Source organism: Cupriavidus sp. PB-02, assembly GCF_058252315.1.
In genome coordinates, this window is record NZ_JBXPSX010000003.1 from 1,220,177 (window position 1) to 1,246,435 (window position 26,259).

Below are 26,259 nucleotides of genomic sequence, written 5' to 3' on the forward strand. Positions count from 1 at the left end.
ATCCCGTTATGAATCGCATGCAACAAGCCGGCATGGCTCCGCCGGACGTCTCGGAACGGCCCGCCTACACCCTCTGGCAACTCGTGCTCTATTTCCTTCGCCTGGGCACGTTCGGCTTTGGCGGGCCCGTCGCGCTGGCCGGCTATATGCACCGCGACCTCGTGGAGCGGCGAGGCTGGATCAGCGATGGCGACTATAAGGAAGGCATAGCGCTCGCACAACTGGCGCCCGGGCCGATGGCAGCGCAACTGGCGATCTACCTCGGCTACGTCCACTATCGAGTCCTCGGTGCCACGCTGATCGGCCTGGCATTCGTGCTGCCGTCGTTCCTGATGGTGCTGGCGCTAGGCTGGGCCTATGTCCGGTTTGGCGGGCTGACCTGGATGCAATCCGTGTTCTATGGCGTGGGCGCCGCCGTCATCGGCATCATCGCCATCAGCGCCTACAAGCTGACGACAAAGAGCGTGGGCAAGGACAAACTGCTGTGGGCAATTTACCTGGTGCTGGCTGCAGTGACCATCGTCACAGAGTCCGAAATCGCCTGGCTGTTCGTGGCAGCCGGCGTGCTTGCCTGGTTTTGGCGCGCCCCACCCAAATGGCTGCGCCAGGGTGGCGCCAATGCGCTCGCGGTCACGCAGGTACCGGCCGCGAGCGGCCTGCTGAGCACGCTGGACTGGCCGCTACTCACTCAGATCGGCGTGTTCTTTGCCAAGGCAGGCGCCTTTGTCTTCGGCTCTGGACTCGCCATCGTGCCATTCCTCTACGGCGGTGTCGTGACGGAACATCACTGGCTCAACGACAAGCAATTCGTCGATGCGGTAGCCGTGGCCATGATCACGCCTGGCCCGGTGGTCATCACGGTCGGCTTCATCGGTTACCTGGTGGCCGGGCTGCCCGGCGCCTGCGTGGCGGCACTTGCGACCTTTCTACCCTGCTACCTGTTCACGGTACTGCCGGCCCCTTACTTCAAGAAGTACGGAAAGCTGCCGGGCATCCTGGCCTTTGTCGATGGCGTCACGGCGGCTGCGATTGGCGCCATCACCGGTGCAGTGTTCGTACTGGCCAAGCGCTCGATTGTCGACGTTCCGACCATCCTGCTGGCGCTGGGCACGGTCGCGTTGCTGCTGAAATTCAAGAAGCTGCCTGAGCCAGTCATCATCATCTGCGCCGCGCTGATCGGCCTTGCCATTTATCCGGTGCTGCATCACTGAACCACACGAACCAGGGGACACCATGAGTTACGAAATGAAACCACTGGCATGCGATCCCGCCCGGCTTTCGGGCCTGTCGGAGAAACTGATCGTCAGCCATTACGAAAACAACTATGGCGGCGCGGTGAAGCGACTGAATGCGATTACCGCAGAGCTGTCAACACTCGACGTTGCAGCCACACCGGTCTTTGTGCTGAACGGCCTGAAGCGCGAAGAACTGATTGCAACGAACTCCATGATCCTGCATGAGGTGTACTTCGACAGCCTCGGCGACGGCGGCAGTCTAGGCGGCGAACTGGAAGCGGCGCTCGTGCGCGATTTCGGCTCTGTCGCGCGCTGGCGAGCGGAGTTCACCGCCATGGGCAAGGCACTTGGCGGCGGCTCGGGCTGGGTACTGCTGACTTACTCCCCGCGCGACGCTCGGCTGGTCAACCAGTGGGCTTCTGACCACGCCCATACGCTGGCTGGCGCGACGCCGATCCTGGCGCTGGATATGTACGAGCACTCCTACCACATGGACTATGGTGCGAAAGCCGCGGCCTATGTCGATGCGTTCATGCAGAACATCAATTGGGCAAGGGTCGCCGATCGCTTCGGAGGGGTGAGCAAATAGTCAGGGAGAATTCCGACCGCCTAGACCTAGCCTCACCTCGACGAACCAGAGCGGAGACCACCATGAAATGGATTACCCGGGAGCGCCCCAAGATCGACCGCATCGCTTGCCCGTGGCTCATCGCCCGGTTCATCGACGAGGCGCCGGAATTTCTCTATGTGCCCGCCGGCGACGTTTTGCGCGTGGCAGGCGAGACCGGCGCCATTCCCTATGACATCCCCGGGGTGGAGCTGTCGCATGCCGGTGAGCTATGCAGCTTTGATGCCTTCCTGGACAAGTACGGCCTGCCCGATCCCGCCTTGCGGCAACTGGCAGAGATCGTGCGCGGCGCCGATACGTCGAAGCTCGACCTGACGCCACAGTCCAGCGGACTCTATGCGATTTCCCTTGGCCTCTCGCAGGTGTATGCCGACGATCACGAGATGCTCGGCCATGGCATGGTGATGTACGACGCGCTCTATGCGTGGTGTCAGCACTGCCAAGCGGAGACCCACCGCTGGCCGCCGAAGATGCCTGCCTGAACGCTGCGCCCACCATCAGCCAGGAGTTGCCACATGAAGCCGATTCTCCTCATTGCATTATTGCTGGGGATGGCCATACCGGCCATGGGCGAGACCATCCTGTTCAGTCAGCAGCGCCCCGGCGTATTGCCCGCCGGTTGGGTGTGCGGCGTCACCGGGCACGGCAATCCGAATTGGACCATTGAACGCGACACGACGCGCCCAAACCTCGGCAATGTGCTCAGGCAATCGGGGTCCGGCGACTTCCCCTGGTGTGTGAAACAGGACGTTTCCCTGGCCGACGGCTTCGTGGAGGCGCGGTTCAAGCCCGTCGCCGGCCGCGAGGATCAAGCGGGTGGCGTCGTCTGGCGCTGGAAGGATGGGAACAACTACTATGTCGCCCGGGCCAATGCGCTGGAGGGTAATGTGTCGCTGTACTACACGACGGGCGGCCGCAGGCACACGATCCGCTATCGTGATGCGCCCGTTGCCCCCGGCATCTGGCATTTGCTGCACGTGGAATTTACCGGCCCGCGCATCCGGGTGGCGCTCGATGGCAAGCTGTACATCGACACCTCGGACGAGCATATCCCGGGCGCCGGTGCCATCGGAGTCTGGACCAAGGCGGACAGCGTGACCCTCTTTGATGCCATCTCGTTTGGCAGCAACGACACCAGATAAGGCGGCAGGCGCCATGTCAGGCTGCAATCCACGCAGCAGTCCGCCCTCGCCAACTGGCCTTGATGCCACACAGGCAAGTCAGGCTCGTCATGTTTGTGGATAAGGACCACCCCTTGAGCGCCAACAGTAGCTGGCTCGAACGCATCGCGCTGCCCTCCGGCGTTCACCCTGACGCCTTGCCGCTGCTTGCCGGCCGCGCGCTGCGTGGCATCTGTGATGGCTATACTGCGGTGCTGTTGCCGACCTACCTGCTGGCGCTTGGCTTCGATTCGATGGCAGTTGGGCTCATCAGCAGCGCAACGCTGATCGGCTCTGCCCTCGCCACGATCCTGATAGGGATCGTCGGACACCGCTACCCGCAACGCCGCTTGCTGATGCTGGCGGCTGCCCTGATGTTTGCGACTGGCCTGGGCTTTGCGGGCTTCTCCACGCTGTGGCCGCTTCTGGTGATTGCCTTCGTCGGCACGCTTAACCCTGGCTCCGGTGATGTCAGTGTCTTCCTGCCGTTGGAACACGCGCGGCTAGCGGAATCGGCATCGCCTGACACCCGGACAGCGCTGTTCGCCCGCTACGGCCTGATCGGCGCATTTTCATCCGCTTTGGGGGCACTGGCAGCGGCGATACCGGCATGGCTAGTCGAGCAATCCTGGCTGTCCTCGCTCGATGCGATGCGTCTGATGTTCGTCTTCTACGGGATCATAGGGCTGCTGCTGTGGCGTCTCTATGCGCGCGTACCTGTCACGCAGCCGCATGCAGCGGCGACCACGGCGACAACACCATTGGGTCCGTCCCGTCCGATCGTACTACGCCTGGCCATGCTGTTCAGCGTGGACGCGTTCGCGGGCGGGCTGGTCGTCAATTCGCTGCTGTCGCTGTGGCTGATGCAGCGTTTCGGCCTGAGTCCTGCCGCGACCGGCCAGTTCTTCTTCCTGGCAGGAATGCTGACGACGCTCTCCCAGCTCGCTGCGGTGCCGCTGGCGCGAAAGATCGGCCTGCTCAACACGATGGTGTTTACGCATATCCCGTCCAGCCTGTGCCTGATTGCAGCCGCCTTCGCGCCCACGCTGACACTTAGCCTGGCCTTGCTGCTGGCTCGCAGCGCGCTGTCGCAAATGGATGTGCCGACCCGGACGGCTTATGTGATGGCCGTTGTCACCCCGCCTGAACGGGCGGCGGCTGCAAGTCTGACCGCAGTGCCGCGCAGCCTGGCTGCGGCCCTCAGTCCTGCGCTCGCCGCCGCGTTGATGGCCTACGGCTATGCCAGCACGCCGCTGGTCGCCTGCGGCCTGCTGAAGATCTTCTACGACCTCGCGATGCTGCGCGCGTTCCGTCGGGTCAAGCCACTCAACTGACCATCGGAGCCGGATGTGGACCTACTGGACTGGATCACAGCAGTGCTGGCCGCGATCGTCGTTGTCGCAGCGCTGAAGTATCCGATCCATAGTGGTGGGAAAGGGACGACGAGGAGTCGTCGGATGATGAGGAGCGCTAGCTCCGCCTTACCTCAGCCGAGGGACATCAATGCTATCCTCCCCCCCAGGATAGGAGCCACCATGTCGACGCACGCCACGCACCCCGAAATCATCAAGCGCCTGAAGCGCGCCGAAGGCCATCTGAGGCGCATCATCGGCATGCTCGAAGAAGAGCGGCCGTGCGTGGAGGTCGCGCAGCAGTTGCAGGCGGTGGAATCCGCCGTGGCAAATGCCAAGAAAACGCTGGTCCATGACCATATCGACCATTGCCTTGACGATGCGATTCGCGCCGGTACCCGCACGGCGGACGAAGCGCTGCGTGAGTTCAAGTCCATCAGCAAATATCTGTAAGAGTCACAGTTATGCTGGATGCCCTGGCCAACCGCACCTACCGCCACCTGCTTCTCGCGCAGGTTATCGCACTGATTGGCACCGGGCTGGCGACTGTTGCGCTAGGGTTGCTGGCCTATGACCTGGCTGGCGCGAACGCCGGCACCGTCCTCGGCACAGCGCTGGCGATCAAGATGGTCGCCTATGTCGGTGTCGCACCGGTCGTCGGTGCGTTCGCGAACCGGGTGCCCCGGCGCGCGTTCCTGGTGTCGATGGACTTGGTCCGTGCCGGTGTCGCGGTCTCGCTACCGTTCGTGACTGAAGCCTGGCAAATCTATCTCCTCATTTTCCTACTCCAGTCGGCGTCGGCGGCGTTCACGCCCACGTTCCAGGCGACGATCCCCGACGTTCTGCCCGACGAGAAGGACTACACCAGGGCATTGTCATTGTCGCGGTTGGCGTATGACCTGGAAAGCCTTGCCAGCCCTGCGCTGGCCGCGGCGCTGTTGACGGTGATCGGCTTCCACTGGCTGTTTGCCGGTACCGTCATCGGCTTCCTCGTTTCGGCTGCGCTGGTTGTTTCTGTGCGCCTGCCTCAGTCACGGGCAGTGGAGCGATCGGGAAGCATCTACGCCAAGACATCTCATGGCATGTCGATCTATCTGCGGACGCCGCGCCTCAGGGGCTTGCTTGCGCTGAACCTTGCCGCTGCGGCGGCGAGTTCGATGGTCTTCGTGAATACTGTCGTCTACGTGCAAAGCAAAATGCAGCGGCCCGCCAGCGACGTTCCGATTGCATTGGCTGCGTTCGGATGCGGATCGATGCTCGTGGCATTGCTGCTGCCGAAGTACCTCGACAGGCGGCCCGACAGGCCCGCCATGCTAACCGGTGCTTCGGTCATGGCGCTTGGCTTGCTGGCCGGCATCGCTATCGCGGGGCTGGGAGGGCCGGCTGAATGGCCGACATTCCTTGCAGCCTGGTTCACCATCGGCATTGGTTACTCGATGACGCTGACGCCCAGCGGGCGCTTGCTGCGTCGCTCGGCAAGCTCGGCCGACCGGCCGGCAATCTTCGCCGCGCAGTTTTCCCTGTCGCATGCGTGCTGGCTGGTCACGTATCCGCTGGCCGGGCAGCTTGGTGCGAGGCTGGGCATGGCGCCGACCTTTGCCGTCCTCGCTGCGCTGACAGTCCTTGGTGTGGGGATTGCCTGGCGGATGTGGCCGGCCGCAGATCACGATATCCTCGACCACAGCCATCCGGCGGATACGGCGCTCGAGGACCACCTGTCTGAAGGCGAGCGCACGGGCAGCCACAGCCACCGGCACGCCTTCACGATTGATGATCTCCATCCCAGATGGCCGGACCTTCACTAGCGCGCATGTCCGTTCGCTCCGGCATCTGATGGTCACAGTGGCTTATGAAGCCGGCCGGTCCTTGTATTACTTCGCCACAAAGCGTGCCGTCACGGTCTTGCCGTCGGCAAACTTGATCGTCGCGACCAGCTTGGAGCCGGCTTTGAGCTGCAGCTTGTCGGCTGCCACGAGCGCATTGTCCGTCCCCGGGTTCAGCGCCGTTTCCGTCTTCTGGGCGCCGGTCAGCACCGTCAGCTTGCCGCTGGCACCAGCCACCGGCAGCTTCTTGTCATGGTCGTCGACATAAATGGTGACGGCGCCATCCTTGTTGACCAACTCGAACTGCAGGTCGCTGGCGGTCTGCACGATGCCGCCGTACTGAGCGGGCTTGGCGCCGTGGGCCATGGCCAGGCCGGAGAGGCCGGACAGTGCGAGGCTGCCGGCAAACAACATGACTGAGATCTGTTTCTTCATCGAATACTCCATTGGTGCAGCGACTTACGGGCGTCGCTGCCAAAGCCCGCAATCAGTACGCGTCGCCCTGCGGTTGCGACAGGATCCGCTCCAGCGGGCGGCGCCCGAACAACCAGAACGCCAATGGTGTCAGCAAGGAATCCAGGATGGTCGAACTGACCAACCCGCCGAAAATCACCACCGCCACCGGATGCAGGATTTCCTTGCCGGGCGCGTCGGCTGACACCAGCAACGGCACCAGCGCGAACGCCGCGACCAGCGCGGTCATCAGTACCGGCGTCAGCCGCTCCAGCGACCCACGCACGATCATCGGGATACCAAAGGTTTCCCCTTCAAAGCGGCACAGGTTGATGTAGTGGCTGACTTTCAGGATGCCGTTGCGGGTGGCGATGCCAGTCAGCGTGATGAAGCCGACCATGGACGCCACCGACAGCGTCAGGCCGCCGATCCACATGGCGATCACGCTGCCGATCAACGCCAGCGGGATGTTCGCCATGATTATCAGCGTGAGTGTCGCAGAGCGGTAGCGCGAGTAAAGCACCAGGTAGATCAGCGCCAGCGAAACGAGGGACAGCAGCACGATCAGTTGCGTCGCCTGCTCCTGCGCCTGGAACTGCCCCTCGATGCTGACGAAATAGCCGCCGGGCAGCCCGGCGCGCGCGGCCGCGCTGCGCACATCGCCGATGATCTTCGACATATCCGAGCCGTCGGTATTGGCATAGACTACGATGCGCCGGCGGCCGTTCTCGCGCCCGATCTGGTTCGGGCCGTCGCCATCCTCGACGTTGGCAATTGCCGACAACGGCACCGCGCCACGCGGCGAATCCAGCATGACGCGGGACAGGTCCTGCGGCGTACGGCCGGTATCGGGCAACCGCACCACAAGGTCGTAGCGGCGCACGCCTTCGATCACCTGCGTTACCCGCGTGCCATCCGACAACGTCTGCAAGGCCTTCAGCGCCTCACCCGCCGGGATGCCGTATTGCGCGGCCTTCCGGTAATCGAGTCGCACATTGACTTGCGGTATCAATACCTGGCGCTCGACCGTGATATCGACGAGTCCTGGTATGGCAGCAAGCCGCCCGCGCACGTTCTCCGCCAGGCCGCGCAGCGTATCGAGATCATCGCCATAGATCTTCAGCGCGATCTGTGCCCGCACACCGGAAAGCAAGTGATCCAGCCGGTGGGAAATCGGCTGGCCGATCGCCACCGACGCAGGGAGACTGCCAAGCTGGGCGCGGATGGCGGCCATCACTTGCTCCCGACTGCGGTCGGAGCGCTTCAGGTCGACGTCGATCTCGGAGGAATGCACGCCTTCGGCATGTTCGTCCAGTTCGGCACGGCCGGTGCGCCGCCCGACCTGCGTCACCTCCGGAACCTGCCGGATCAGCGTCTCCGCCAGGGCACCCATGCGGTTGGCTTCGGCCAGCGAGGTGCCCGGATTGAACATCAGCGACATCACCAGCGAGCCTTCATTGAAGGCTGGCAGGAAGGCTCGCGGCATGAAAGGCACGGTGGCGGCTGCCAGCGCGACGGCGACCGCAGCCGCGGCAAGCACCGTTTTGGCGCGCGGGAACGACCAGCCCAGGATCCTGGCATCGACCCGCTTGAGCCACGCCACCAGCGGGCTGTCCGGATGCTCCAGCCGCTTCATCCGCGGCAGCAGGTAGTACGACAGCACCGGCGTCACCGTCATCGACACCAGCATCGATGCCAGGATCGACACGATGTAGGCGATACCCAGCGGCGCGAACAGGCGCCCTTCGATACCCGGCAGCGCAAACAGCGGCACGAACACCAGCACCACCACCAGCGTGGCATAGACGATGCCGGAGCGGACTTCGACCGAGGCGCGCCAGATGGTTTCCAGCACGGACGGCGGGTCCTCCATGCTTACGCGCTGCCTGAGCCGGCGCTGGATGTTCTCCACGTCGACTACTGCGTCGTCGACCAACTCGCCGATGGCGATGGCAAGGCCGCCCAGCGTCATCACGTTAATCGACTGGCCCAGCAGGTGGAAAGCCAGCGCGGTGACGGCGAGCGACAGCGGGATCGCCACCAGCGAGATCGCGGTGGTGCGCGCGCTCAGCAGGAAGGCGAAGAGGATCACGGTCACCATGATGGCGCCGTCGCGCAGCGCCTCGACTACGTTGCCGATCGAGGCCTCGATAAAGTCCGCTTGCCGGAATAGTACCTGCGGCGGCGACAGGCCCGGCGGCAGCCCCTGCTTCAGTTCGCCGAGCGCTGCTTCCAGGTCCCGCGTCAGCCGTACCGTGTCGGCCGCGGGCTGCTTCTGCACGCTGACAATCACTGCCGGCTTGCCGTTGAATCCGGCATCGCCGCGCTTGAGCGCCGCGGCATAACGCACGCCGGCTACCTGCTCCAGCAGCACCGGGATGCCGTCCTTGTAGGCGACTGCCAGCCCCTTCAGGTCGTCGAGCCGGTTGGTGCGCCCGAGGTTGCGGATCAGGTATTCGCGGCCGTTCAGGTCGATGAAGCCGCCGCTGGTATTGGCGGAGAAGTCGCGCAACGCGCTTTCCACCTGCGGCAACGCCACGCCGAACTGCGCCATCCTGGCGGTGTCCGGTTCCACCCGGAGCTGGCGCACCTCGCCGCCGATCGGAATGACCTGCGACACGCCGGCCACCGACAGCAAGCGCGGCCGCAGCACGAAGTCGGCATACTCGCGCGCGTGCATCGGGCTGGCTTTGGTCGGGTCGATCGGCAAGGCGATCAGCATGATCTCGCCCATGATCGACGAGACCGGTCCGAGGATGGGCGTGAGCCCGCCAGGCAACTGTTCCTTCACCAGCGCCAGCCGCTCCGACACAAGCTGGCGGTTGCGATAGATATCGCTGCCCCAGTCGAACTCGGCGTAGACGATCGACAGGCCGACGCCCGACACCGAGCGGACCCGGGTGACGCCCGGCATGCCGTTGAGCGCGGCCTCGATCGGGAACGACACCAGCAGTTCCACTTCCTGCGGCGCCATGCCGCCGGACTCGGTGATGACCGTCACCAGCGGCTTGTTGAGGTCCGGGAAAACATCCACCGGCGTGCGCCATGCGGTCACGCCGCCGTACACCATCAGGATTATGGCGACGGCTAGTACCAGCAGCCGGTTGCCGAGGCTCGCGCGAACGATCCAGTTGAACATGCGCGCCCCTCAGCGGATCTGGTTGATAAGCGCCGCCCCGGACACCACCACCCGGTTCTCCGGCGATAGTCCCTTGACCACGACAACCGTTCCCGCATCCAGCACGCGAGCTTCAACCGGCTGGGCGATAAAGCGCTGCGTGCCGGACTTGATCCACACCACCGGCAGGTTGCTGGCATTGCGGACCAGGGCCTCGCTTGGCAATGCGATGCCCTTGACCGTATCGGTTAGCGTAGCAACCACAGTCACTGGCTGCCCGACGGCAAGCGGCACCGCATTGCCCGTCAGCCGGAACATCAGCGGCACGGCGCCATTCTTCAGGCTGCGGCCGGCGCCGATGAACTCCAGCTTGCCTCCGTCCGACCGGCCCAGGGTCCCGCCCTGGATACGGTTGGCAAGCGAGGCATCCGCGGTGTTGGCCTCGATCAGCATCCGGGATGGGTCAACCACTTCGTACAGCACGTCGCCAGCGGCAACCACTTGACCGGCCAGCACATTGGCCGTGGCAATGACGCCGCTGGCCGGCGCGGTCAGCGAGTCGGTCTGGTGCAGACTCTTGCCCACCGCCTCGCGCTGGCCGGAAAGACTCTGGACCTCGGCGCGGGCAGCTTCGATCTCCTTGCGCGGAATACTGTCCTGCAGCGATTCCAACCGCTGCAGCCGTTGCCGGGCCAGCTTCAGGTTGGCGCTCAGGTTGGCGAACTGCGCCTGCTGATTGCCGATATCGAAGGGCTCGCTCTTGTGCCGTAGCACGGCCAGCACCTGGCCCTTGCTGACACGCTGCCCCAGCACCGGAAAGCCGTCCGGCGGCGGCTCGATCCAGCCCGGGTGCCCTGCCTGCAGACGCCCGCCCGCATTGGGGTCGATCGCCACCACGGCATTCAGCTCTACGGTCACGGGGTGCAAGGCTTCCTGCGGCATTGTGGTCCGGATGCCCATGCGGCGTTGCGCGAGCTTGGGCACCTGGACACTGCCGTCGGGCAGCCGAGCCAGGCCGCCGCTGCCGGACACCACCCCCGGTGCATCAAGGTGTTCGCCACCGGGCCCGTGTGCACCGGGCCCGGCCAGTGCCGGCATGGTTGCGCAGGCAGCCAGCGCGATGGCGATCGTTGCGAAACTGGATGTCTTCAGCATGTCGGGCCTCAGTTCCTCTTTTGGATATTGCGGCGCCTCACGCCCCAGACTGCGGCGGCCAGGACAACCGCTACAAGCAGGACGACCCACAGCCAGCGCGCTCGCCAGAATGCCCCGAGGCCGTGGGCGTGCCCGTCCGCGGCAACGTTCAGGGTCCCCTCGATCAGGTCCGACTCCTTGCCGGCAACGAGCGTGAACACGAGCGCATGGTTGCCCGGTTGGCGCAGCGCCTTGAGAAGTTTCTCGTCGGTAAAGGAGTAGTCGCCGAAGTCGGCGTGCAGCTTGCCTTGTGCCTTGATGCCGTTGAACTCGACCTCCAGCGTGCCGTTCAGCACCGGCTCGTTGGTGGCGTAGCGGTCGACCATCACCGAGAGCTCATCAGCGGCCAGCGTGCCAACCAGCTCGAACGATTCCGTATTGGCTTCGATGACGGGCTGGGCATTCGCCGCGGCGCCGGTGCTCGCCGGCGCATCCAGATGCTCGCCATTGGGGCCATGGGCGCCCGGCGCGGCATGCGCGGCACAGGCAAGGGACAAGAGCAGGGTGAGAATGAGCTGGCGGATCATGGCAAGACTCCGAGAGCCTGGTTCAGCTTGGCAGTGGCGATGCCACGCCGGGCACGCTGACGCGCCAGGTCGGCTTCGGCTTCGAGGGCCTGGTTCTGTGCGCGCAGCACTTCAGGCAAGCCGATTTCGCCGGCATTGAATGTCTTGCGCAGCAGCGCTGCCCGTTCAGACAGCGTGGCGCTGCGCTCTTCGATAAGTTTGAGTTGCAGCTCTGCGAGCGACAGCGCCGACTGTGCCGCGTCGATATCGGAGCGCACGATGCGTTCGGTGCGATCGAGCTCGGCCCGGGCTGTCATCAGCTCCGTCTGTGCAGCAGTCTCGCGTGGCAAGTTGCGCGCGTCGGTGGCAAACGGGATCCTGATGAAAAGGCCGACAGTCTGGTCGCTGGGCATGCCGCCGCCCGCACGGTCGTTGCGGTACATCACGCCAACTTCCGGCGGGTCGCGGCGCGATTTGCGCAGGTAGCCCACCTGGCGCTCGCTACGCAGCACTGCCCGCTGCGCCGCTTCAAGCCGCGGATGGCTCACGGCATCCGCGGCAGGATCGCTCACAGGCGCTGCCGCTTCGTCGTACCGCAGCGGCAGTGCCGATACTCCGGTCGCTTGCAGCAGCCGCGCCCTGGCGTCCACCAGGCCGGCCTCGCTGTCCGCGAGCAGGCCCTGCGCCGCCAGGTAGTCCTGCTGCGCCAGCAGCAGGTCGGTGCGCGCGAGGTCGCCGGCGGTGACCCGCCGCCGCACGTCGTCGCGCAACGACACGGCGATCCCTACACGAAGCCGCAGCACATCGCGCTCCCCTTCCGCGGCCGCGAGCTGCCAGACACGCTCGCGCACCTCGGCGGCAACGTTCAGCCGCGCCAATGCGGCGCCGGCTTCAGCCTCGGCCGCTTGTGCGTCGGCCAAGTCGCCGCGTGCCGCGCGCTGGCCCGGCATCCACACCGGGACGCCAAGCTGGACCTCGCTCTCGCGCAGGCCGCGCTTCTCGGTCCAGCGGTCGTCGCGGTGCAGCAGACCGAGCGTCGGTGGCCCGGCGAGCAGCGAATCCGCCTGGACCCGACTGGCCGCCGCCTCCAGGCGCCGCCCCTCGGTTGCCTGGAATGCAACGGACCGCTCCCACGCGGTATTAAAAAGCGCGTGCAGATCCGCCGGCGCACGCTGGCCATGGGCCGACGGCATCAGCAGCGCAGACGCAACAATGGAAATGAAAAACTTCTGCATGGAATCCCCAACGCAAATCGCGATGACACAGGCAATGCGGCGGGGCGCGGCGCAAGCCATTGCGCCACGGCATGCAATCAGGAGGTCAATGCCCCGCCGTCAGGCGGGCGCGTGAGGGGGGCGTAAAGGTGGACTGCCGCGGGGATCAGGCATGCGGCCGGCGAGGAATAACGGCTCGGGCTGCGTCTGCTGCGACAGCGGCAACAGCAGGCCCGCTGGCAGCGGCGCCTGGAAGTGGGTGCCGTAGTCGAAGTCGAGTTGGTGCGACGCGGATGCTGTGGAATCGTCGAACGCGATCTCCCCGTCGTCATCGTGGTGATGGGGGATATGCTCGGCGTGCGCCGCCATATGGTCCGGCGGGAAGCCGGCCGAATGTACGAGTTGCCGCTGCGCTGCAGCCAAGGCCTGCAGCGGCAGGATCAGCATCAGGAGGATGGCAATCACGCGCGACATAGGGCGGGATTCTACCTGACCTGTAGCGGGCTGGCGCGGGACTGGCGGGGAGACCGTGTAACCGATTGTGGCGGCAAGGCCGCTGAACGTTAATCACTTCGTAGCCGCTGCAATGCTCCCTTCTCGAACTAACCCCGCACGAGATCGAAGCCGCTTTCCACGAAATCGATAGGCAGTCCGCTCTGGCGAACTTCCGCCAGATCACCCACGCATCCGCAACAGATCAGCGTAAGAAACCAGCTTGCGTTTCTCATTGGAAAGCGTCTTTCGTTTGGACGCCGAGCGGGTTGGTTGGCCGCGCTCGAACTTGGCGGCGGCGCGTGCGTCCTCCCGCGTGTGGGTCCGCGCGGTCTTGGCTTCCGCCTTCAGGCGCTCAGCTTCTAGCCGCGCAGCAGTGCGTTCCTCTCGGGCGACATCTTGCACGGCCGACATGATTTCGGCTCTTAGTAGATCGCGCCTTTGCTTGGCAGCGGCACGGGCAGCCTGCAATTGCTCTTTCCTCTGCCGCAGCCAGTCTTTCCCGTTGACCGGCGCAGGCCTGGCCTCTGGCGGCACGCTCAGGCGCAACGCCCTGCTGATTGAAACTCTCTCAGTCCGCAGCGTGCGCCGCGTTTCCTGCTTCGCATCACTCACGCTCCATCACTCTCCCAGCACATAGGTGCGGCCCATGCATCACCAGTTGAAGTCCTGAACTCATCCCGCCAACCTTACCATAGGACTCCATCTCGGGCTTGGATGAAGACGGCTAGACACCGGCATACCGCGGCGACCGGCCGCTCCCGGCCAGTTTCCGACGACCATCGCTCGTGATCGAATGACCGAAGCGGACACGAACACAGCCACACGTTGCCGCGCCTGCTCAGGACACTGTTCGTCGGAACAGACGTCTACAAAATCCCCCACCTATCGTTGCTCGAGCCATCCGTGCTTGCCCCTCCCGCCGACAACTGAAAGCGCGTTTCACATTGTGGAATTCACTCCATGTTTCCCGCAGCGGTATTTTTCGTTTTTTGAAAAGGTGTTCCACATCGCGAAATTTACCATCTATCTCATTGAAAAATAAAGACAAATTAACTCTTATGTCTTATATAAGACATGGCCGCGACGCATCAAAAAGGTCCTACAATGAGGTCACGCTGCTTGCCTCGACATCCGTCGGCACACTCAAATTATTTCAAACGCGCTTTATTCTTAGGAAATTCGCATGGCCAAGTATCAAGACGACATCAAGGCAGTTGCCGGTTTGAAAGAGAACCACGGCAGCGCGTGGAATGCCATCAATCCCGAGTATGCCGCCCGCATGCGTGCCCAGAACAAGTTCAAAACGGGCCTGGACATCGCCAAGTACACCGCCAAGATCATGCGCGCCGACATGGCCGCCTACGATGCCGACTCGTCGAAGTACACCCAGTCGCTGGGCTGCTGGCACGGCTTCATCGGCCAGCAGAAGATGATCTCCATCAAGAAGCACTTCAACAGCACCGACCGTCGCTACCTTTACCTGTCCGGCTGGATGGTGGCCGCGCTGCGCTCCGAGTTCGGCCCGCTGCCGGACCAGTCGATGCACGAAAAAACCTCCGTCAGCGCGCTGATCCGCGAGCTGTACACCTTCCTGCGCCAGGCCGACGCCCGTGAACTGGGCGGTCTGTTCCGCGAGCTGGACGCTGCCAAAGGCCCTGCCAAGGCCGCCATCCAGGAAAAAATCGACAACCACGTCACCCACGTCGTGCCCATTATCGCGGACATCGACGCGGGTTTCGGCAACGCCGAAGCAACCTACCTGCTGGCCAAGCAGTTTATCGAAGCGGGCGCATGCTGCATTCAGATCGAAAACCAGGTGTCCGACGAGAAGCAGTGCGGCCACCAGGATGGCAAGGTCACCGTGCCGCACGAGGACTTCCTGGCCAAGATCCGCGCCATCCGCTACGCCTTCCTGGAACTGGGCGTGGACGACGGCATCATCGTGGCCCGTACCGACTCGCTGGGTGCCGGCCTGACCAAGCAGATCGCCGTGACCAACACGCCAGGCGACTTGGGCGACCAATACAATTCCTTCCTCGATTGCGACGAATTGTCGGCCGACGAACTGGGCAATGGAGACGTCATCATCAAGCGCGACGGCAAGCTGCTGCGTCCTAAGCGCCTGCCTAGCAACCTGTTCCAGTTCCGCGCCGGCACGGGCGAAGCGCGCTGCGTACTCGATTGCATCACCGCACTGCAAAACGGCGCTGACCTGCTGTGGATCGAAACCGAAAAGCCGCATATCGCCCAAATCGGCGGCATGGTCAGCGAGATTCGCAAGGTCGTCCCGAACGCCAAGCTGGTGTACAACAACAGCCCGTCGTTCAACTGGACCCTGAACTTCCGCCAGCAGGCGTATGACGCGATGAAGGCCGCGGGCAAGGATGTGTCGGCATACGACCGCGCCCAGCTGATGAGCGTGGAATACGATCAGACCGAACTGGCGATGCTTGCCGACGAAAAGATCCGGACCTTCCAGGCCGACGCGTCGCGCGAAGCAGGTATCTTCCACCACCTGATTACACTGCCGACCTACCACACCGCCGCACTGTCGACCGACAACCTGGCCAAGGAATACTTCGGCGACCAGGGCATGCTGGGTTATGTGGCTGGCGTGCAGCGTAAGGAAATCCGTCAGGGCATCGCCTGCGTCAAGCACCAGAACATGTCCGGCTCGGACATCGGCGACGACCACAAGGAGTATTTCAGCGGCGAAGCGGCTCTGAAAGCGGCGGGTAAAGACAACACCATGAACCAGTTCTGATACCAGTAATACCCCAAGCAAAACGCCAACCGTATGGGTTGGCGTTTTTTTATCCGGCGAGATAGCTCGCGGGGTTCTCATCAAACATTTTTCTTGTGCGCTTCCGTGCAGAAGCTGTACGTGTGGCTCGGTAGAGAACGACGACGAACTCGGCAGACAACCTGGCGGTGCCGATGCATCCGTCCGGAAATGTCCGCAGCAGGATAATTCTTGGTGAATATGGCCGGTACCGACAGGAGCCGCCGCTTTTGAACGGGGTAGAGACGTTCGCAAAATTCGACCAAGGGTCCGGAGAGGGTCGGCTCCGGAAGTTGGTCGTCGATGTGCCACAGAACGGCCAGCACCCCGCTTTGAGCTGCCGAGGCCGGCTATGACCAGCCCTTCGAGGGTCGGCCTACACGTACTCCGCTCCTTTTTTGGCGGCTTCCCCATCAACCGGCCTACTCCCGCCCAAGCCGCGGAAGTCTATGTAGGCTCAATCCGCCGGATCTCGTTTCAGCACCTCGGCCTCGATCTCCGGATTTGGTTCACCATCCTTGGTAGCAATCAATGCTTTCGGCGTAAGCGGAATCAAGGGCAGGATCAGTGCGTACACCACGGTAGTGGCGGCCACACAAAATGTGAATCCGTGCGTTGCGCCGCTGCTATAGATCCATGAGCCCAATAGATCGCCGGCACGCGCCGAGAGCGCCAGAACGCCCTCCACCAGCATCATCAAGGTCCCTTGCAGGCCCGGCGGACAGGACCGCATCGCGAGATCGAAGTATGCTGCCGTGGCTAGACCGCCCATCAGCCCTATCGGTGCCGCCAATACAAGCGCGAGATTGGCTGAGTGAATAAATGCCAGCGGAATCATCTGCGGCACTGCGACGATCGTTCCCCACCACAGTAGCTTGTTCAGCGATACCTTCTTGCACAGAAAGCCATACAGGAAAAATGTCGGGATGAACGCGGCGGCAAAGATCCCGTTGTAGTACGAGTAAACGGAATCCGATGCATGCAGCTCATTGGTCAGATAGAACTGCAGCGGAGTGGCCGATCCTGGCGCAAAGTTCCATAGAAAGCAGATGAGAACTGCTGGATAGACGGCCTTATGCTTCACCAGCCGCCTGATATTCCCAACGAAATCTGCGCCCCTGGCCTGCGGCTTCTCGTACGTATCGCCGAAGACGGAAATGGGCTTCCAGAGTCCAAACACGGCAATCAAAAAAGTGACCATCGCCACCAGGAAGAAGGCCTCTTTCGCGGCAAGATGATCGGAGACGTACCCGGAAGCGAACGCTCCCGCGACGACGGGGACGGAGCTGACCACGTTACACAGAGCGCTCAGGCGCCCAGACATGAGCTTCTCCTGACCCACCAGAGCGATCAACCCCTGATAGGCTGCGGCAGTAAATCGGGACGACAGCATTGCCAGTAGCATCCCGACGACCAGTCCCGTGTATGAGATACCTGAAAACGCCATCCAGATGAATGCCACCGAGGTTGCGGGAGCGAAAATCAGGAAGAAGCCGCGATCCCGCAATCCCAGCGGATTCCAATGGTCGCGCGCGAGTCCAAAAGCGAACGCAATGTACACGGGTATGCCCGTAACCAGGCGGAATGTCGATATCTCCGTCGCCGTCGCATGCAACTGATTCTTGAGCAGGTACGACGTCTGTATATCAACCAGGTAACCGGCCGGCGTTGCCAGATGGACGAACAGGGTCAGCCAACCGAAATATAGCAGGATTCGGTTGTTGCCCTCGGAACCATTGTGATCAGAAGCAGCCGGCATTCTCGGAGGCGAACAGCAAGACTGGGAATGTCCGAAACGCAGCCTTCCATAGCATCCGCATGACGATTCTCCTCGCAGGCTCCTGCCCGAGCAGCCGCATCAAATCATAATAGTGAGGCGTTGCATTGATATCAATCCACGGCTCAAGCAAGCGAAATCCGGACAGCTCGCTCAGCCGATGAGGCGGGATGCCCGGACGTTGCCGTCGCGGAAACCCGAATGATGGCAACGGGTCGGCAAGCGCCGACCGGCAGCCTGATGGCGGAGGTCCCTTCCCGGCCAGACTCGGCCGTTCCATGATGCGCTCCGGAGGCCGACCGCTTTGGCCGAGGGAGAGATGATTGCCAGCCTCCCCCTGGATGACCGCTCTTCGCACCTCACCGGCAGGGGAGGGCTGGATGAGAAGAAACTGAGGGGGCCACGTATATCAAAGCCGCCCCATCCTGATCAGGCCGAGCGCTCGCGTAGTTCTTTCTTATTGATCTTGCCGACACTGGTTCGCGGAATTTCGGAAACAAAGGCTATGCGGTCCAGTTCCGGGACGGCATATTTGCTGATTCGCTTCGATTCGACATGTTCCAGCAGTCGTTCGCAGATTGCCCCTGGCTCTAGCCGAATACCAGGCTTGCAAACGATGAACGCCATCGGGCGCTCGCCCCACTTCTCGTCGCGCACGCCGATCACGGCGCACTCTTGCACGCCTGGTACGTCGGCGATAAGGCCTTCCACCTCGATTGAGGATACCCACTCGCCACCGGTCTTGATCACGTCCTTGATGCGATCGACGATCTGAACGAATCCGTCTGGCGTCATGACCGCGATGTCCTGCGTGTGCAAATAGCCGCCTGACCAGAGTTCCTCGGACGCTTCGGGCTTCTTACTGACCAGTCCCAAAATAAGGCGACAAAAATTGAACGAATGGGATCGACGGTAGTCTCATGAGCCATGAAACGAGATGGCCGCCAACTGGATCGCGCGACGCAGGAAGAATTTCGGCTGCTGGCGTTGCGCCGGGTGAAGGAAGGCGAGAAGCCGTCGGAGGTAGTGAAGTCCCTGGGAATGAATCGCACCTCGATCTACCGATGGCTCAAGGCTGCCAGCGGGCGCGGCAATGGGGAGCGGGCACTGGCAGCGCGGCCTGCCACCGGTCGACCGCCCAAGCTCACAGCGCGCCAGCAGGCCCAGGTTCTACGCTGGATTAACGGCAGGGACCCGCGGCAATTCGGATTGGACTTCGGGCTGTGGACGCGGCAAATCGTGGCCACCTTGATTGAGCAAAAGTTTGGTGTGCGCATGGGTCTGACCGCAGTGGGGAGGTTGCTGGCCCGTTTGGGCCTGACGCCACAAAAACCACTGCAGCGCGCCTATCAGCGAGATCCCCAGGCGATTGAGCGCTGGCAGCGTGAGACCTATCCCGACCTTGCAGCAAGGGCCCGACGTAGTGGGGCGGAAATCTACTTCTGGGATGAATCCGGGTTTCGAGCCGACACGGTGCACGGCAAGACTTGGGCGCTCAAAGGGCAGAGTCCGGTGATCGAGCGCCCCGGCCAGCGCCAATCGATCTCGGCAGCCTCGGCGGTCAACGCCCGGGGCGGCTTCTGGTTCGCGACGTACAAGGGCGCGCTCACCGCGGAGCTGTTCATCGAATTGCTCAGGCAGATGATGAGGGGCAGGCGCAAGCCGGTGCATCTTGTCATTGACGGCTTGCCAGCCCATAAGAAGGCAAGTGTGCGCGAGTACGTCGAATCCACTGGCGGCAGATTAACGTTGCACTTCCTGCCGGGTTACGCGCCGGACCTCAATCCGGACGAGCTGGTATGGAGTCACCTCAAGCGCACCGGCGTGGCGCGCAATCCGCTGCGCACCGGCGAGAAGCTGGAGATTCGCGTCGAGCAACAACTGCGTGGGCTGCAGAAAAAGCGCACCCTCATTCGATCATTCTTTGATGCCCCATCTGTCGCATATATTTGGGACTGCTGAGTAATATAGCCCTGCGTGAGAAAGGGTGCGCGCAGGACGATCTCCCCCTGGCTCTTGCCGTCGCGCGGCAAATCGTTCATCCCGTCGTCAACGACACGGAAGTCCACCAACGGCACGGGACGGCCGGGCGAGCATCGCATCCATACCTCGTCGCGCGGATCAGCATCCGTAAGGCCAGGCGGAAGCTGTGCCAGCGAAACGACTGGTCCGGTCTCCGACATGCCGTAGCCGGCGAACACATCGATACCTCGGGCGAGAGCCGCTTCGCACAGGGCGTGTGAAAGCGCCGAGCCGCCGATGATCAGTTTCCACCCCGACAGATCGTGCGTGCCATCGTGTGACGCCTGCAGCAGCATCTGCAGAATAGTCGGGACGCAATGGGAGAAGGTGACCCGCTCCGACTCGCGCAGTTTCAACAGGAGGTCGGGGGCGTAGCGGCCGGGTAGAACAGTCTTGAGGCCAAGCATGACGGAGACATATGGCATGCCCCATGCAAGCACGTGGAACATCGGCGTAATGGGCATGTAGACGTCTTCGCGGTGCAGGCGCTGGCCATCCTTTTGCGCACACAGGCTCGTGGCCGTGACGAGGGCATGCAGGACGATATCGCGGTGACTATAGCTCACGCCCTTCGGGTCGCCTGTCGTCCCTGTCGTGTAGAAGGTCGCCGCCTTGGTATTCTCGTCGAAGTCTTGGAACGTGAAACCGGGCGAGGCCTGCCCCAGTAGCGCCTCGTACTCGCCCGCCACCGGCAGTTCTGTCTGCGGCATGGCCTGGCCGTCTGCCATCACCACAACCTGGCGCACACCTTTGAGGCCATCCTTGATCTGCTCGAGGACCGGGAGAAAGTCCGCATGCACCAGCACAATCGCGGCCTCGGCGTCATTCAGCGTGTAGAGGATCTGCTGCGGCGACAGGCGTACGTTCACGGTAAACAGCGTTGCCCCCATCATCGGAATGCCGAAGTAGCCCTCCAGATAGCGATGGCTATCCCAGTCCATCACCGCCACCGTCGTGCCGTGGCGCGCACCGAGCGTGCTTAGCGCCGACGCAAGCCGGCCGATGCGTTGACGGAACTCGCGAAAGCTGTAGCGCATGTCGCCGCGATAGGCAATTTCCTGATCGCCGTAAAGGCTCAGTGCGTTGACCAGCAATTGCTTGATGAGCAACGGGTACGCGTACGCCGACGGCGTTGGGATGATGAGATTTTGCTGCATGTAAGCCTCCCCCTCGAAATAGCGGGTGATGTTGAGATATTGGGATGGGAGTGCCGATCAAAAGCGACGAGCGATTGCAATGCCGCGCCCTAACCCTGGCTCGCACTTTGGACGATGTTTCCCGTCAGGGGCACACTGCGCGCGGCGCGCGCGGCCAGCGCGAAGAACAGCGCCGAACTGATCGCGATCACATCGGTTACCAGCACCACCTGGGTGAGCGGCGCTGGCACGCCGTGCGTATCGAGATAGTCGATCGCCCAGCCCACAGCCAGATTGCCGATGGCGACCGCGAACACATTGATGCACAGCATCGTGAAGCCAGTCACTGTCGAGCGTGTCTGCTGGGGCACCATGCTCATGATGGCGGCGTTGACCGGACCGTACAGCGTAAGTGGCAGGAAGAAGCCCGCGCACATGCCGATATAGAAAACGGCCGAGCCGGGGGCGGCAAAGCGGTAGGCGATCATCGGTGCCGCGCACAGGATGACCAGGAAAGTCATCAGCGAGGCGTGGGAGCCGCGGAACTTTCGGGCCAGGCTGTCGCCGATGACGCCGCCCACGAGGGAGCCGAGCGCGCCGAACGCAAGCTGCAGCATGCCGATGCGGGTGGCGATTTCGGCGGCGTCCATGCCGCGCTCCTTGACCAGCCACAGTTGCGTGAAGGCGAGCCCGGCAAAGATCATGTGCACGAGTACGAAGCCGATGATGATGAGCAGCAGCGCAGGACGATCATGAATGGTTCCCAGCACCGAACGCACCTGCTGCCCGAAGGGCGCGCCCCGCTCGTGCGGCGGGAGCTGGCTGCGGTCATCCTTCAGGAAAGCGAGCAGCACCGCGATAGCCACGCCTATGAGGCCCAATGCATAGAAGGTGGTACGCCAGCCATGCTCGGCACCGAACGTTCCCGCGAGCAGGAAGCTGCAGCCGACGCCCAACGGAATGCCCACGAAGAAGACGCCCATGGCCGAGCTGCGGCGCTTCGCGGAGAACAACTCGGCAAGCAACGCCACTGCCGCGGGTACCAGCGCGGCTTCGCCGCTGGCGACAAAGAAGCGCGCCACGACCATTTGTTCAAAGCTCTGGGCATGCCCGGAGGCCCATGTGCAGGCGCTCCAGATCAATACACCGGCGGCGATGACCCGCGTGCGGCTGAAGCGGTCGGCCAGCGAGCCCATGAACAGGGCCACGAATCCGAAACTCAGGACCCAGACGGCGCCAACCAGGAAACCATACTGTGCGTTGCTGATATTGAGATCCGCAATGATTTGCGGCGAGAAGCCCAGCAGCATATTGCGATCCACGTGCGCCAGCAGGTGGATCACAAGCAGGCCTGCCAGGACGGTGGAAGGACTCTTTTTCCAGAACATCTTTTGTCTCCTGAGGGGGACTGATAGTTGCGCCCAGAAGCGCTCTACAGCGCCCCGGGGGCGGACGCGGTACGCTGCCGCGCGCCGCCCCGATTCATTTTTGCTAGGCTGCTTTGCGCAGCGGAATGCCGCGCTGTGCGGGCGCCCGGTTCGGCGTCATGCCGAGGTGCCGCAGCGTCTCGTCGGTGCTGTTCCAGTACGTACCAGTCTGATAGATGCGATGTGCGTCTTCGCCGCTGGCGATCTCGCGATTCAGCTCACGTGCGATGCGCACCATCTTCTCGATCTGCTGCACGGAAGTCGCGCGCTCGCCGTCCGGCCCGAACAGCGTGTCCTCAATGCCGACCCGCACGTGCAGACCCATGGCGATGGCCATGGTGTTCATCGGCACCACATTGCGATTAAGCGTCTCCAGCGTGAGCACGGCGCCATCCGGGGTGCGGCGCACGAACTCGATCATGTCGGCCGGATGCAGGCCGGATTGGCCGCCGCCGATCGCCACATAGTTCAGGACCAGCGGCCCGGTGTACACGCCGCGGCGGATCAGGCGCTCAACCGTTTCCAACTGGGTCAGGCTGCCGAGCATGAAGTGCGGCTGGATGCCGGCGGCGGTCAGCCGCTTCAGGTGCTCCACATGCCACGACGGGTTCGACGGCACGATCATGTCGTTGTAAGCCGCCTGGATCGCCGGATTGGTCAACGAGGTGCCGGCCACGTCAGCGGGCGTCATCAGCTCCATGATGTTCATCTGGCTGGTGTTGATGGCGATCGTCACCTGGTCAGGACGCGGCGTCAGCTCGGCCAGCATGTGGCGCGTATCGTCGGTAAGCCATTTGGCAGCCTGGCCTTCGTCCTCGGGGGCGAACGAGATGGAACCACCCACTTGCAGCACCATCTTCGGCACCGCCTCGCGCAGGCGCGCCAGCATCTCGTTGAACATGGACAGGCGCTTGCTGCCCTTGCCATCGGCCTCGCGCACATGCACGTGAAGCACGGTCGCGCCGGCGTTGTAGCAGTCGACTGCCTTCTGGACCTGCTCGTCCATGGTGACCGGAATGTCATCCGAATCACCCGGGATCCACTGCGGGCCATAGGGCGCGACCTGGATCACGAGCTTTTCCTGATTTTCGGGCAGCAGGGAGTCGTCTAGGAAATGCATGTCTTGTCTTCCTCTTTGAGAATGTGATTGGATCTGGGGATGGCCTTCAGGCGGCTGCGCGGTCGTCAGCAGCGCGTTCCCGTTGCATGGCGGCCAACTCTTCGAGAAGAATTGGCGCTCCCAGGCTGCTGGTGTGAATCCCCAGCACGCTGACCGCCTGGAGCACGGCGGCGATTTCTTCCTTGGTGGCGCCAAGTTCGAGCGCCTTGCGGATGTGACGGCGCGTGCCCGGCGCGTACATATGGGTGCACGACGCGTCCACTGCGATAGCAAGAAACTCAAGCACCTTCGGCTCGAGCACGCCCGCGAGAATGGGATGCACGCCCATCACCATGAATTTCTCGGCCCAGATCGGGTCGAGTTCGGCAAAGGCGTCCCAGGCAGGGTTCCAGTTCCCCGTGGCCCGCATCTGGTCGCAGACCGGCGTGGGGCTGGGCTCGGCCCTGCTGCTTTTCTCACTACTCATCATCGTCTCCTTCGAATCGTTGCCATCTACAAGGGGTTCGGCGCGACACCCGAAGTATTGGCCAACCACCAATTCCAATTTGACGATTTGGGAGATTGAATTTACATTTTGGGAGATTCAGGGAAAACGCGATGTCCTACCTATTACGCAGCGCCAGCCTCACCAACTATGTCGAGGTCGCACGCGCCGTGGGCCTGGATCCCTATCAGCACTTGAGCGCTGCCGGAATCAGCCGTTACGCGTTACTGGACCACGACATCAAGATCCCGGCTGAAGCGGTGGCCAGCCTGCTTGAGGCCTCCGCGCAGGCGGCGGACGCCGAGGACTTCGGCTTGCGCATGGCCGAGACACGCCAGCTTGCCAACCTTGGCCCGCTGGCCTTCGCGGTGCGTGAGGAGCCCACCTTGCGCAAGGCGGTCGAATCCATGGCCCGCTACCTACGGTTGCACAATGAGGCGCTGGCGATGCGCATCGAGGAAGCGGAAGGCCTTGTCATGATCCGGGAGGAAGTGCTGAGCGGGGTTCCCGGCTCGTTGCGCCAGTCCATTGAGTTGATGGTTGGCGTGCTGTATCGCTTGCTGCAGGCCTTCGTGGGAGCGTCCTGGAGGCCGCGCAGCATCTGCTTTACGCACGCGGCGCCAGTCAGCACCGCCACGCACATGCGCGTGTTCGGCATGCCAGTCATGTTCAATCAGGATTTCAACGGCATCGTATGCCGGGCCGCTGACCTGGAAGTACCCTTGCCCTCCTATGAACCGGCCATGGCGAACCAGGTGCGACGGTATCTCGACACGATGCTTGCGCAGTCCAACGCCAGCATGCCCGACAAGGTGCGGCAACTGGTGATTGCCATGCTCCCGCTGGGCGTTTGCTCGGTCGAGCGCGTGGCGGAGCAACTCGGTGTGGACCGTCGGACCGTGCATCATCATCTCGAGCAATACGGTGAAAACTATTCCAAGGTCGTCAATGCAGTGCGGGTCGACCTGGCCACACGGTATATCGAGAATCGCGAGCGTCCGCTCTCCGAAGTGGCGACACTGCTGGGCTTCTCGTCCCTGAGTGCCTTCTCGCGCTGGTTTAACGGGCACTTTGGCTGCAGCGTCTCTCAGTGGCGAGCGCGGCAGGAGCGATGAAGCCGGCCGCGCTGGAGCGCCACTGCCCCTGGTGTCCAGCATGAAATCGCCATGCTTCTTGCGTCACTGGGACCGTATGTGCTCCTACTGTGCCGGGATTGTGATTAACGGCAGCCTCTCGTTGCCGCCAGTTTCGACCAGCGTGAAGAAAAACATGACCGCCGTGAGGGCGCGTTTTGTTTGCAAGTCGCCGTGGTTGACCCAAAACCAATAGTCGCGGTAGTGCACGGCGGCAAATGTGTCCGGCGGCCTGTCCTTGCCGCTGTGAATCCGAACCCTATCCTCCCGGCTCTCCGTGGACGCGTGCTCGAACGCGGGCAGCGCGCTGTGTTCCTTCAAGTGCGCTTCCGGTACGTCCAAGTAACTCGAAAAGGCAATCATGACTTGTAGCATCGAGCGGCTGTTCACTGACAGTTCGTTGGCCGCTCCACGCGCCGGGGAATAGGTGAGCGTGAGCCTTTGCGCGTCGGCCGGGAGCTTGAGCAACCGCCGGATTTCAGCCGTCTTTTCCACGATGTCAGGCGGCAGGTCGTCACGCCGGAAGAACAGCACAGCGGTCGAGCCTTTGGTCTTGTCCTCCTCCACCCGCATCCCGACCGCACCTGCGGCCTGCACTTCGCGCAACAACGCGAGCGCGCGCCGGAACTCAGGATCCGCCTCCCTCAGTGCGCCGCCAGCTATCGAGCGATTACGCACGCCATTGAGCGACTCGACGGTCAGACTCAGGATGAAGTCCGCCGCATAACCTCCCTGGAGCATGAAGAAAATGTTCTTTGGGTCAATTGGCGTGATGAGTCCACGCAAGAACTTCTCCCCCGTCGCCGGCGTGTAGGTGATGGTGGGCCGGTCAGTGTAGATGCCCTGTACCCCCGACGAGAAGAAGTTGCCCTGAACCGCCCGCTCCGACGAAAGCGTGCCGCCGACGGTCACGCCGGTTTGCAGCGAGTAGCCGCTAACGACGGACGCGACTTCCACAAAGACCGGCAAATCCATGTAGCGCAGCTTGACAATGTTCAAGAGCATTTGCTGCTTCCACGAATCGGCGACCGCCGTGCTGTAATCGAAACGATCCATGGGAATGGTTTTGGGGCCGAGAGACCCGCAACCGGTGAACAGCGCCACCGCCCCAATGCACAACCCTAGCCTCATTGCAGCAAGAGTCAGGGAGCCAGGCGGCGCTGCGGCCGGAGGATCTTCTTTGGATGCGGCTTTCATGGC

Annotated in this window: 22 protein-coding genes and 2 pseudogenes; 10 read left to right on the forward strand and 14 right to left on the reverse strand. The window is 62.8% G+C overall.

Annotated elements, in window-relative coordinates; genetic code table 11:
• Positions 1–17: 17 nt before the first annotated feature.
• The 7 genes from AC10V3_RS40250 (at position 18) to AC10V3_RS40280 (ending at position 6,180) form a co-directional block, all read left to right on the forward strand.
• Positions 18–1,211 (forward strand): chromate transporter, encoded by a 1,194-nt coding sequence (locus AC10V3_RS40250; RefSeq protein WP_454754333.1) that lies wholly within the window; start codon positions 18–20, stop codon positions 1,209–1,211.
• Between the two features lie 22 nt (positions 1,212–1,233).
• The gene (locus AC10V3_RS40255) at positions 1,234–1,824 is read left to right on the forward strand and encodes a superoxide dismutase (protein ID WP_022540000.1); all 591 of its coding nucleotides are present in this window, start codon (positions 1,234–1,236) and stop codon (positions 1,822–1,824) included.
• 62 nt (positions 1,825–1,886) lie between these two features.
• Positions 1,887–2,345 carry a chromate resistance protein ChrB domain-containing protein gene (locus AC10V3_RS40260; protein WP_022539999.1) on the forward strand — a complete coding sequence of 153 codons (459 nt, stop codon included), beginning with the start codon at positions 1,887–1,889 and terminating at the stop codon, positions 2,343–2,345.
• A 33-nt stretch (positions 2,346–2,378) separates the two neighbouring features.
• Positions 2,379–3,005, forward strand: a complete 627-nt coding sequence (locus tag AC10V3_RS40265; RefSeq protein WP_022539998.1) for a LamG domain-containing protein — start codon at positions 2,379–2,381, stop codon at positions 3,003–3,005.
• An 89-nt stretch (positions 3,006–3,094) separates the two neighbouring features.
• Positions 3,095–4,357, forward strand: a complete 1,263-nt coding sequence (locus AC10V3_RS40270) for an MFS transporter (protein WP_051370052.1) — start codon at positions 3,095–3,097, stop codon at positions 4,355–4,357.
• A 201-nt stretch (positions 4,358–4,558) separates the two neighbouring features.
• Positions 4,559–4,828, forward strand: a complete 270-nt coding sequence (locus AC10V3_RS40275) for a metal-sensing transcriptional repressor (RefSeq protein WP_041682276.1) — start codon at positions 4,559–4,561, stop codon at positions 4,826–4,828.
• Positions 4,829–4,839: 11 nt separating this feature from the next.
• Entirely contained in the window at positions 4,840–6,180 is a 1,341-nt protein-coding gene (locus AC10V3_RS40280; RefSeq protein ID WP_022539995.1) for an MFS transporter, read from the forward strand.
• A gap of 66 nt (positions 6,181–6,246) precedes the next feature.
• Here the strand turns inward: AC10V3_RS40280 and AC10V3_RS40285 are convergent, their stop codons facing one another.
• The 7 genes from AC10V3_RS40285 to AC10V3_RS40315 all read right to left on the reverse strand — a co-directional run bounded on the left by AC10V3_RS40285 (position 6,247) and on the right by AC10V3_RS40315 (position 13,790).
• Positions 6,247–6,633 (reverse strand): hypothetical protein, encoded by a 387-nt coding sequence (locus AC10V3_RS40285; protein WP_022539994.1) that lies wholly within the window; start codon positions 6,631–6,633, stop codon positions 6,247–6,249.
• Positions 6,634–6,685: 52 nt separating this feature from the next.
• Positions 6,686–9,790 (reverse strand): efflux RND transporter permease subunit, encoded by a 3,105-nt coding sequence (locus AC10V3_RS40290; protein WP_022539993.1) that lies wholly within the window; start codon positions 9,788–9,790, stop codon positions 6,686–6,688.
• Positions 9,791–9,799: 9 nt separating this feature from the next.
• Positions 9,800–10,924, reverse strand: coding sequence for an efflux RND transporter periplasmic adaptor subunit (locus AC10V3_RS40295; RefSeq protein WP_022539992.1), 1,125 nt, complete (start codon positions 10,922–10,924; stop codon positions 9,800–9,802).
• Positions 10,925–10,932: 8 nt separating this feature from the next.
• Positions 10,933–11,490, reverse strand: a complete 558-nt coding sequence (locus AC10V3_RS40300) for a hypothetical protein (protein WP_022539991.1) — start codon at positions 11,488–11,490, stop codon at positions 10,933–10,935.
• Positions 11,487–12,704, reverse strand: coding sequence for a TolC family protein (locus AC10V3_RS40305; RefSeq protein ID WP_022539990.1), 1,218 nt, complete (start codon positions 12,702–12,704; stop codon positions 11,487–11,489). Before AC10V3_RS40305 ends, AC10V3_RS40300 begins: the two co-directional genes overlap by 4 nt.
• Positions 12,705–12,803: 99 nt before the next feature.
• Positions 12,804–13,157 (reverse strand): hypothetical protein, encoded by a 354-nt coding sequence (locus AC10V3_RS40310; protein WP_022539989.1) that lies wholly within the window; start codon positions 13,155–13,157, stop codon positions 12,804–12,806.
• Between the two features lie 201 nt (positions 13,158–13,358).
• The gene (locus tag AC10V3_RS40315; protein WP_022539988.1) at positions 13,359–13,790 is read right to left on the reverse strand and encodes a hypothetical protein; all 432 of its coding nucleotides are present in this window, start codon (positions 13,788–13,790) and stop codon (positions 13,359–13,361) included.
• A gap of 571 nt (positions 13,791–14,361) precedes the next feature.
• On the opposite strand from AC10V3_RS40315, the gene AC10V3_RS40320 reads away from it, so the two are divergent.
• Positions 14,362–15,942 carry an isocitrate lyase gene (locus tag AC10V3_RS40320; RefSeq protein WP_022539987.1) on the forward strand — a complete coding sequence of 527 codons (1,581 nt, stop codon included), beginning with the start codon at positions 14,362–14,364 and terminating at the stop codon, positions 15,940–15,942.
• Between the two features lie 475 nt (positions 15,943–16,417).
• Here the strand turns inward: AC10V3_RS40320 and AC10V3_RS40325 are convergent, their stop codons facing one another.
• Together AC10V3_RS40325 and AC10V3_RS40330 are read right to left on the reverse strand one after the other, a co-directional pair.
• Complete coding sequence (locus tag AC10V3_RS40325; RefSeq protein ID WP_022539986.1) at positions 16,418–17,719, reverse strand: MFS transporter; 1,302 nt, start codon at positions 17,717–17,719, stop codon at positions 16,418–16,420.
• A gap of 447 nt (positions 17,720–18,166) precedes the next feature.
• Positions 18,167–18,598, reverse strand: a pseudogene (locus AC10V3_RS40330) (AMP-binding enzyme); the annotation flags it as partial.
• A 66-nt stretch (positions 18,599–18,664) separates the two neighbouring features.
• Here AC10V3_RS40330 and AC10V3_RS40335 point away from each other — a divergent pair.
• Positions 18,665–19,699, forward strand: a complete 1,035-nt coding sequence (locus AC10V3_RS40335; RefSeq protein WP_022539961.1) for an IS630 family transposase — start codon at positions 18,665–18,667, stop codon at positions 19,697–19,699.
• Between the two features lie 5 nt (positions 19,700–19,704).
• Here the strand turns inward: AC10V3_RS40335 and AC10V3_RS40340 are convergent.
• From AC10V3_RS40340 to AC10V3_RS40355, 4 genes and pseudogenes are all read right to left on the reverse strand, one after another.
• Positions 19,705–20,916, reverse strand: a pseudogene (locus tag AC10V3_RS40340) (AMP-binding protein); the annotation flags it as partial.
• Between the two features lie 89 nt (positions 20,917–21,005).
• A complete protein-coding gene (locus AC10V3_RS40345) occupies positions 21,006–22,283 on the reverse strand; it encodes an MFS transporter (RefSeq protein WP_022539981.1) in 1,278 nt (425 codons plus the stop codon).
• A gap of 103 nt (positions 22,284–22,386) precedes the next feature.
• Positions 22,387–23,442: a beta-keto acid cleavage family enzyme gene (locus tag AC10V3_RS40350; RefSeq protein WP_022539980.1), complete on the reverse strand. Its 1,056-nt coding sequence runs from the start codon at positions 23,440–23,442 to the stop codon at positions 22,387–22,389.
• A 46-nt stretch (positions 23,443–23,488) separates the two neighbouring features.
• A complete protein-coding gene (locus tag AC10V3_RS40355) occupies positions 23,489–23,908 on the reverse strand; it encodes a carboxymuconolactone decarboxylase family protein (protein ID WP_022539979.1) in 420 nt (139 codons plus the stop codon).
• A 131-nt stretch (positions 23,909–24,039) separates the two neighbouring features.
• On the opposite strand from AC10V3_RS40355, the gene AC10V3_RS40360 reads away from it, so the two are divergent.
• Positions 24,040–25,041 (forward strand): AraC family transcriptional regulator, encoded by a 1,002-nt coding sequence (locus AC10V3_RS40360; RefSeq protein WP_022539978.1) that lies wholly within the window; start codon positions 24,040–24,042, stop codon positions 25,039–25,041.
• 84 nt (positions 25,042–25,125) lie between these two features.
• Here the strand turns inward: AC10V3_RS40360 and AC10V3_RS40365 are convergent, their stop codons facing one another.
• Positions 25,126–26,256 (reverse strand): hypothetical protein, encoded by a 1,131-nt coding sequence (locus tag AC10V3_RS40365; RefSeq protein WP_022539977.1) that lies wholly within the window; start codon positions 26,254–26,256, stop codon positions 25,126–25,128.
• Positions 26,257–26,259 lie beyond the last annotated feature (3 nt).

Excerpts from the sequence above, each read along its gene's own strand:
- AC10V3_RS40250 (WP_454754333.1), top strand. The coding sequence starts at position 18 with ATGCAACAAGCCGGCATGGCTCCGCCGGACGTCTCGGAACGGCCCGCC.
- AC10V3_RS40255 (WP_022540000.1), top strand. The coding sequence starts at position 1,234 with ATGAGTTACGAAATGAAACCACTGGCATGCGATCCCGCCCGGCTTTCG.
- AC10V3_RS40260 (WP_022539999.1), top strand. The coding sequence starts at position 1,887 with ATGAAATGGATTACCCGGGAGCGCCCCAAGATCGACCGCATCGCTTGC.
- AC10V3_RS40265 (WP_022539998.1), top strand. The coding sequence starts at position 2,379 with ATGAAGCCGATTCTCCTCATTGCATTATTGCTGGGGATGGCCATACCG.
- AC10V3_RS40270 (WP_051370052.1), top strand. The coding sequence starts at position 3,095 with ATGTTTGTGGATAAGGACCACCCCTTGAGCGCCAACAGTAGCTGGCTC.
- AC10V3_RS40275 (WP_041682276.1), top strand. The coding sequence starts at position 4,559 with ATGTCGACGCACGCCACGCACCCCGAAATCATCAAGCGCCTGAAGCGC.
- AC10V3_RS40280 (WP_022539995.1), top strand. The coding sequence starts at position 4,840 with ATGCTGGATGCCCTGGCCAACCGCACCTACCGCCACCTGCTTCTCGCG.
- AC10V3_RS40285 (WP_022539994.1), bottom strand. The coding sequence starts at position 6,633 with ATGAAGAAACAGATCTCAGTCATGTTGTTTGCCGGCAGCCTCGCACTG.
- AC10V3_RS40290 (WP_022539993.1), bottom strand. The coding sequence starts at position 9,790 with ATGTTCAACTGGATCGTTCGCGCGAGCCTCGGCAACCGGCTGCTGGTA.
- AC10V3_RS40295 (WP_022539992.1), bottom strand. The coding sequence starts at position 10,924 with ATGCTGAAGACATCCAGTTTCGCAACGATCGCCATCGCGCTGGCTGCC.
- AC10V3_RS40300 (WP_022539991.1), bottom strand. The coding sequence starts at position 11,490 with ATGATCCGCCAGCTCATTCTCACCCTGCTCTTGTCCCTTGCCTGTGCC.
- AC10V3_RS40305 (WP_022539990.1), bottom strand. The coding sequence starts at position 12,704 with ATGCAGAAGTTTTTCATTTCCATTGTTGCGTCTGCGCTGCTGATGCCG.
- AC10V3_RS40310 (WP_022539989.1), bottom strand. The coding sequence starts at position 13,157 with ATGTCGCGCGTGATTGCCATCCTCCTGATGCTGATCCTGCCGCTGCAG.
- AC10V3_RS40320 (WP_022539987.1), top strand. The coding sequence starts at position 14,362 with ATGGCCAAGTATCAAGACGACATCAAGGCAGTTGCCGGTTTGAAAGAG.
- AC10V3_RS40325 (WP_022539986.1), bottom strand. The coding sequence starts at position 17,719 with ATGCCGGCTGCTTCTGATCACAATGGTTCCGAGGGCAACAACCGAATC.
- AC10V3_RS40335 (WP_022539961.1), top strand. The coding sequence starts at position 18,665 with ATGAAACGAGATGGCCGCCAACTGGATCGCGCGACGCAGGAAGAATTT.
- AC10V3_RS40345 (WP_022539981.1), bottom strand. The coding sequence starts at position 22,283 with ATGTTCTGGAAAAAGAGTCCTTCCACCGTCCTGGCAGGCCTGCTTGTG.
- AC10V3_RS40350 (WP_022539980.1), bottom strand. The coding sequence starts at position 23,442 with ATGCATTTCCTAGACGACTCCCTGCTGCCCGAAAATCAGGAAAAGCTC.
- AC10V3_RS40355 (WP_022539979.1), bottom strand. The coding sequence starts at position 23,908 with ATGAGTAGTGAGAAAAGCAGCAGGGCCGAGCCCAGCCCCACGCCGGTC.
- AC10V3_RS40360 (WP_022539978.1), top strand. The coding sequence starts at position 24,040 with ATGTCCTACCTATTACGCAGCGCCAGCCTCACCAACTATGTCGAGGTC.
- AC10V3_RS40365 (WP_022539977.1), bottom strand. The coding sequence starts at position 26,256 with ATGAAAGCCGCATCCAAAGAAGATCCTCCGGCCGCAGCGCCGCCTGGC.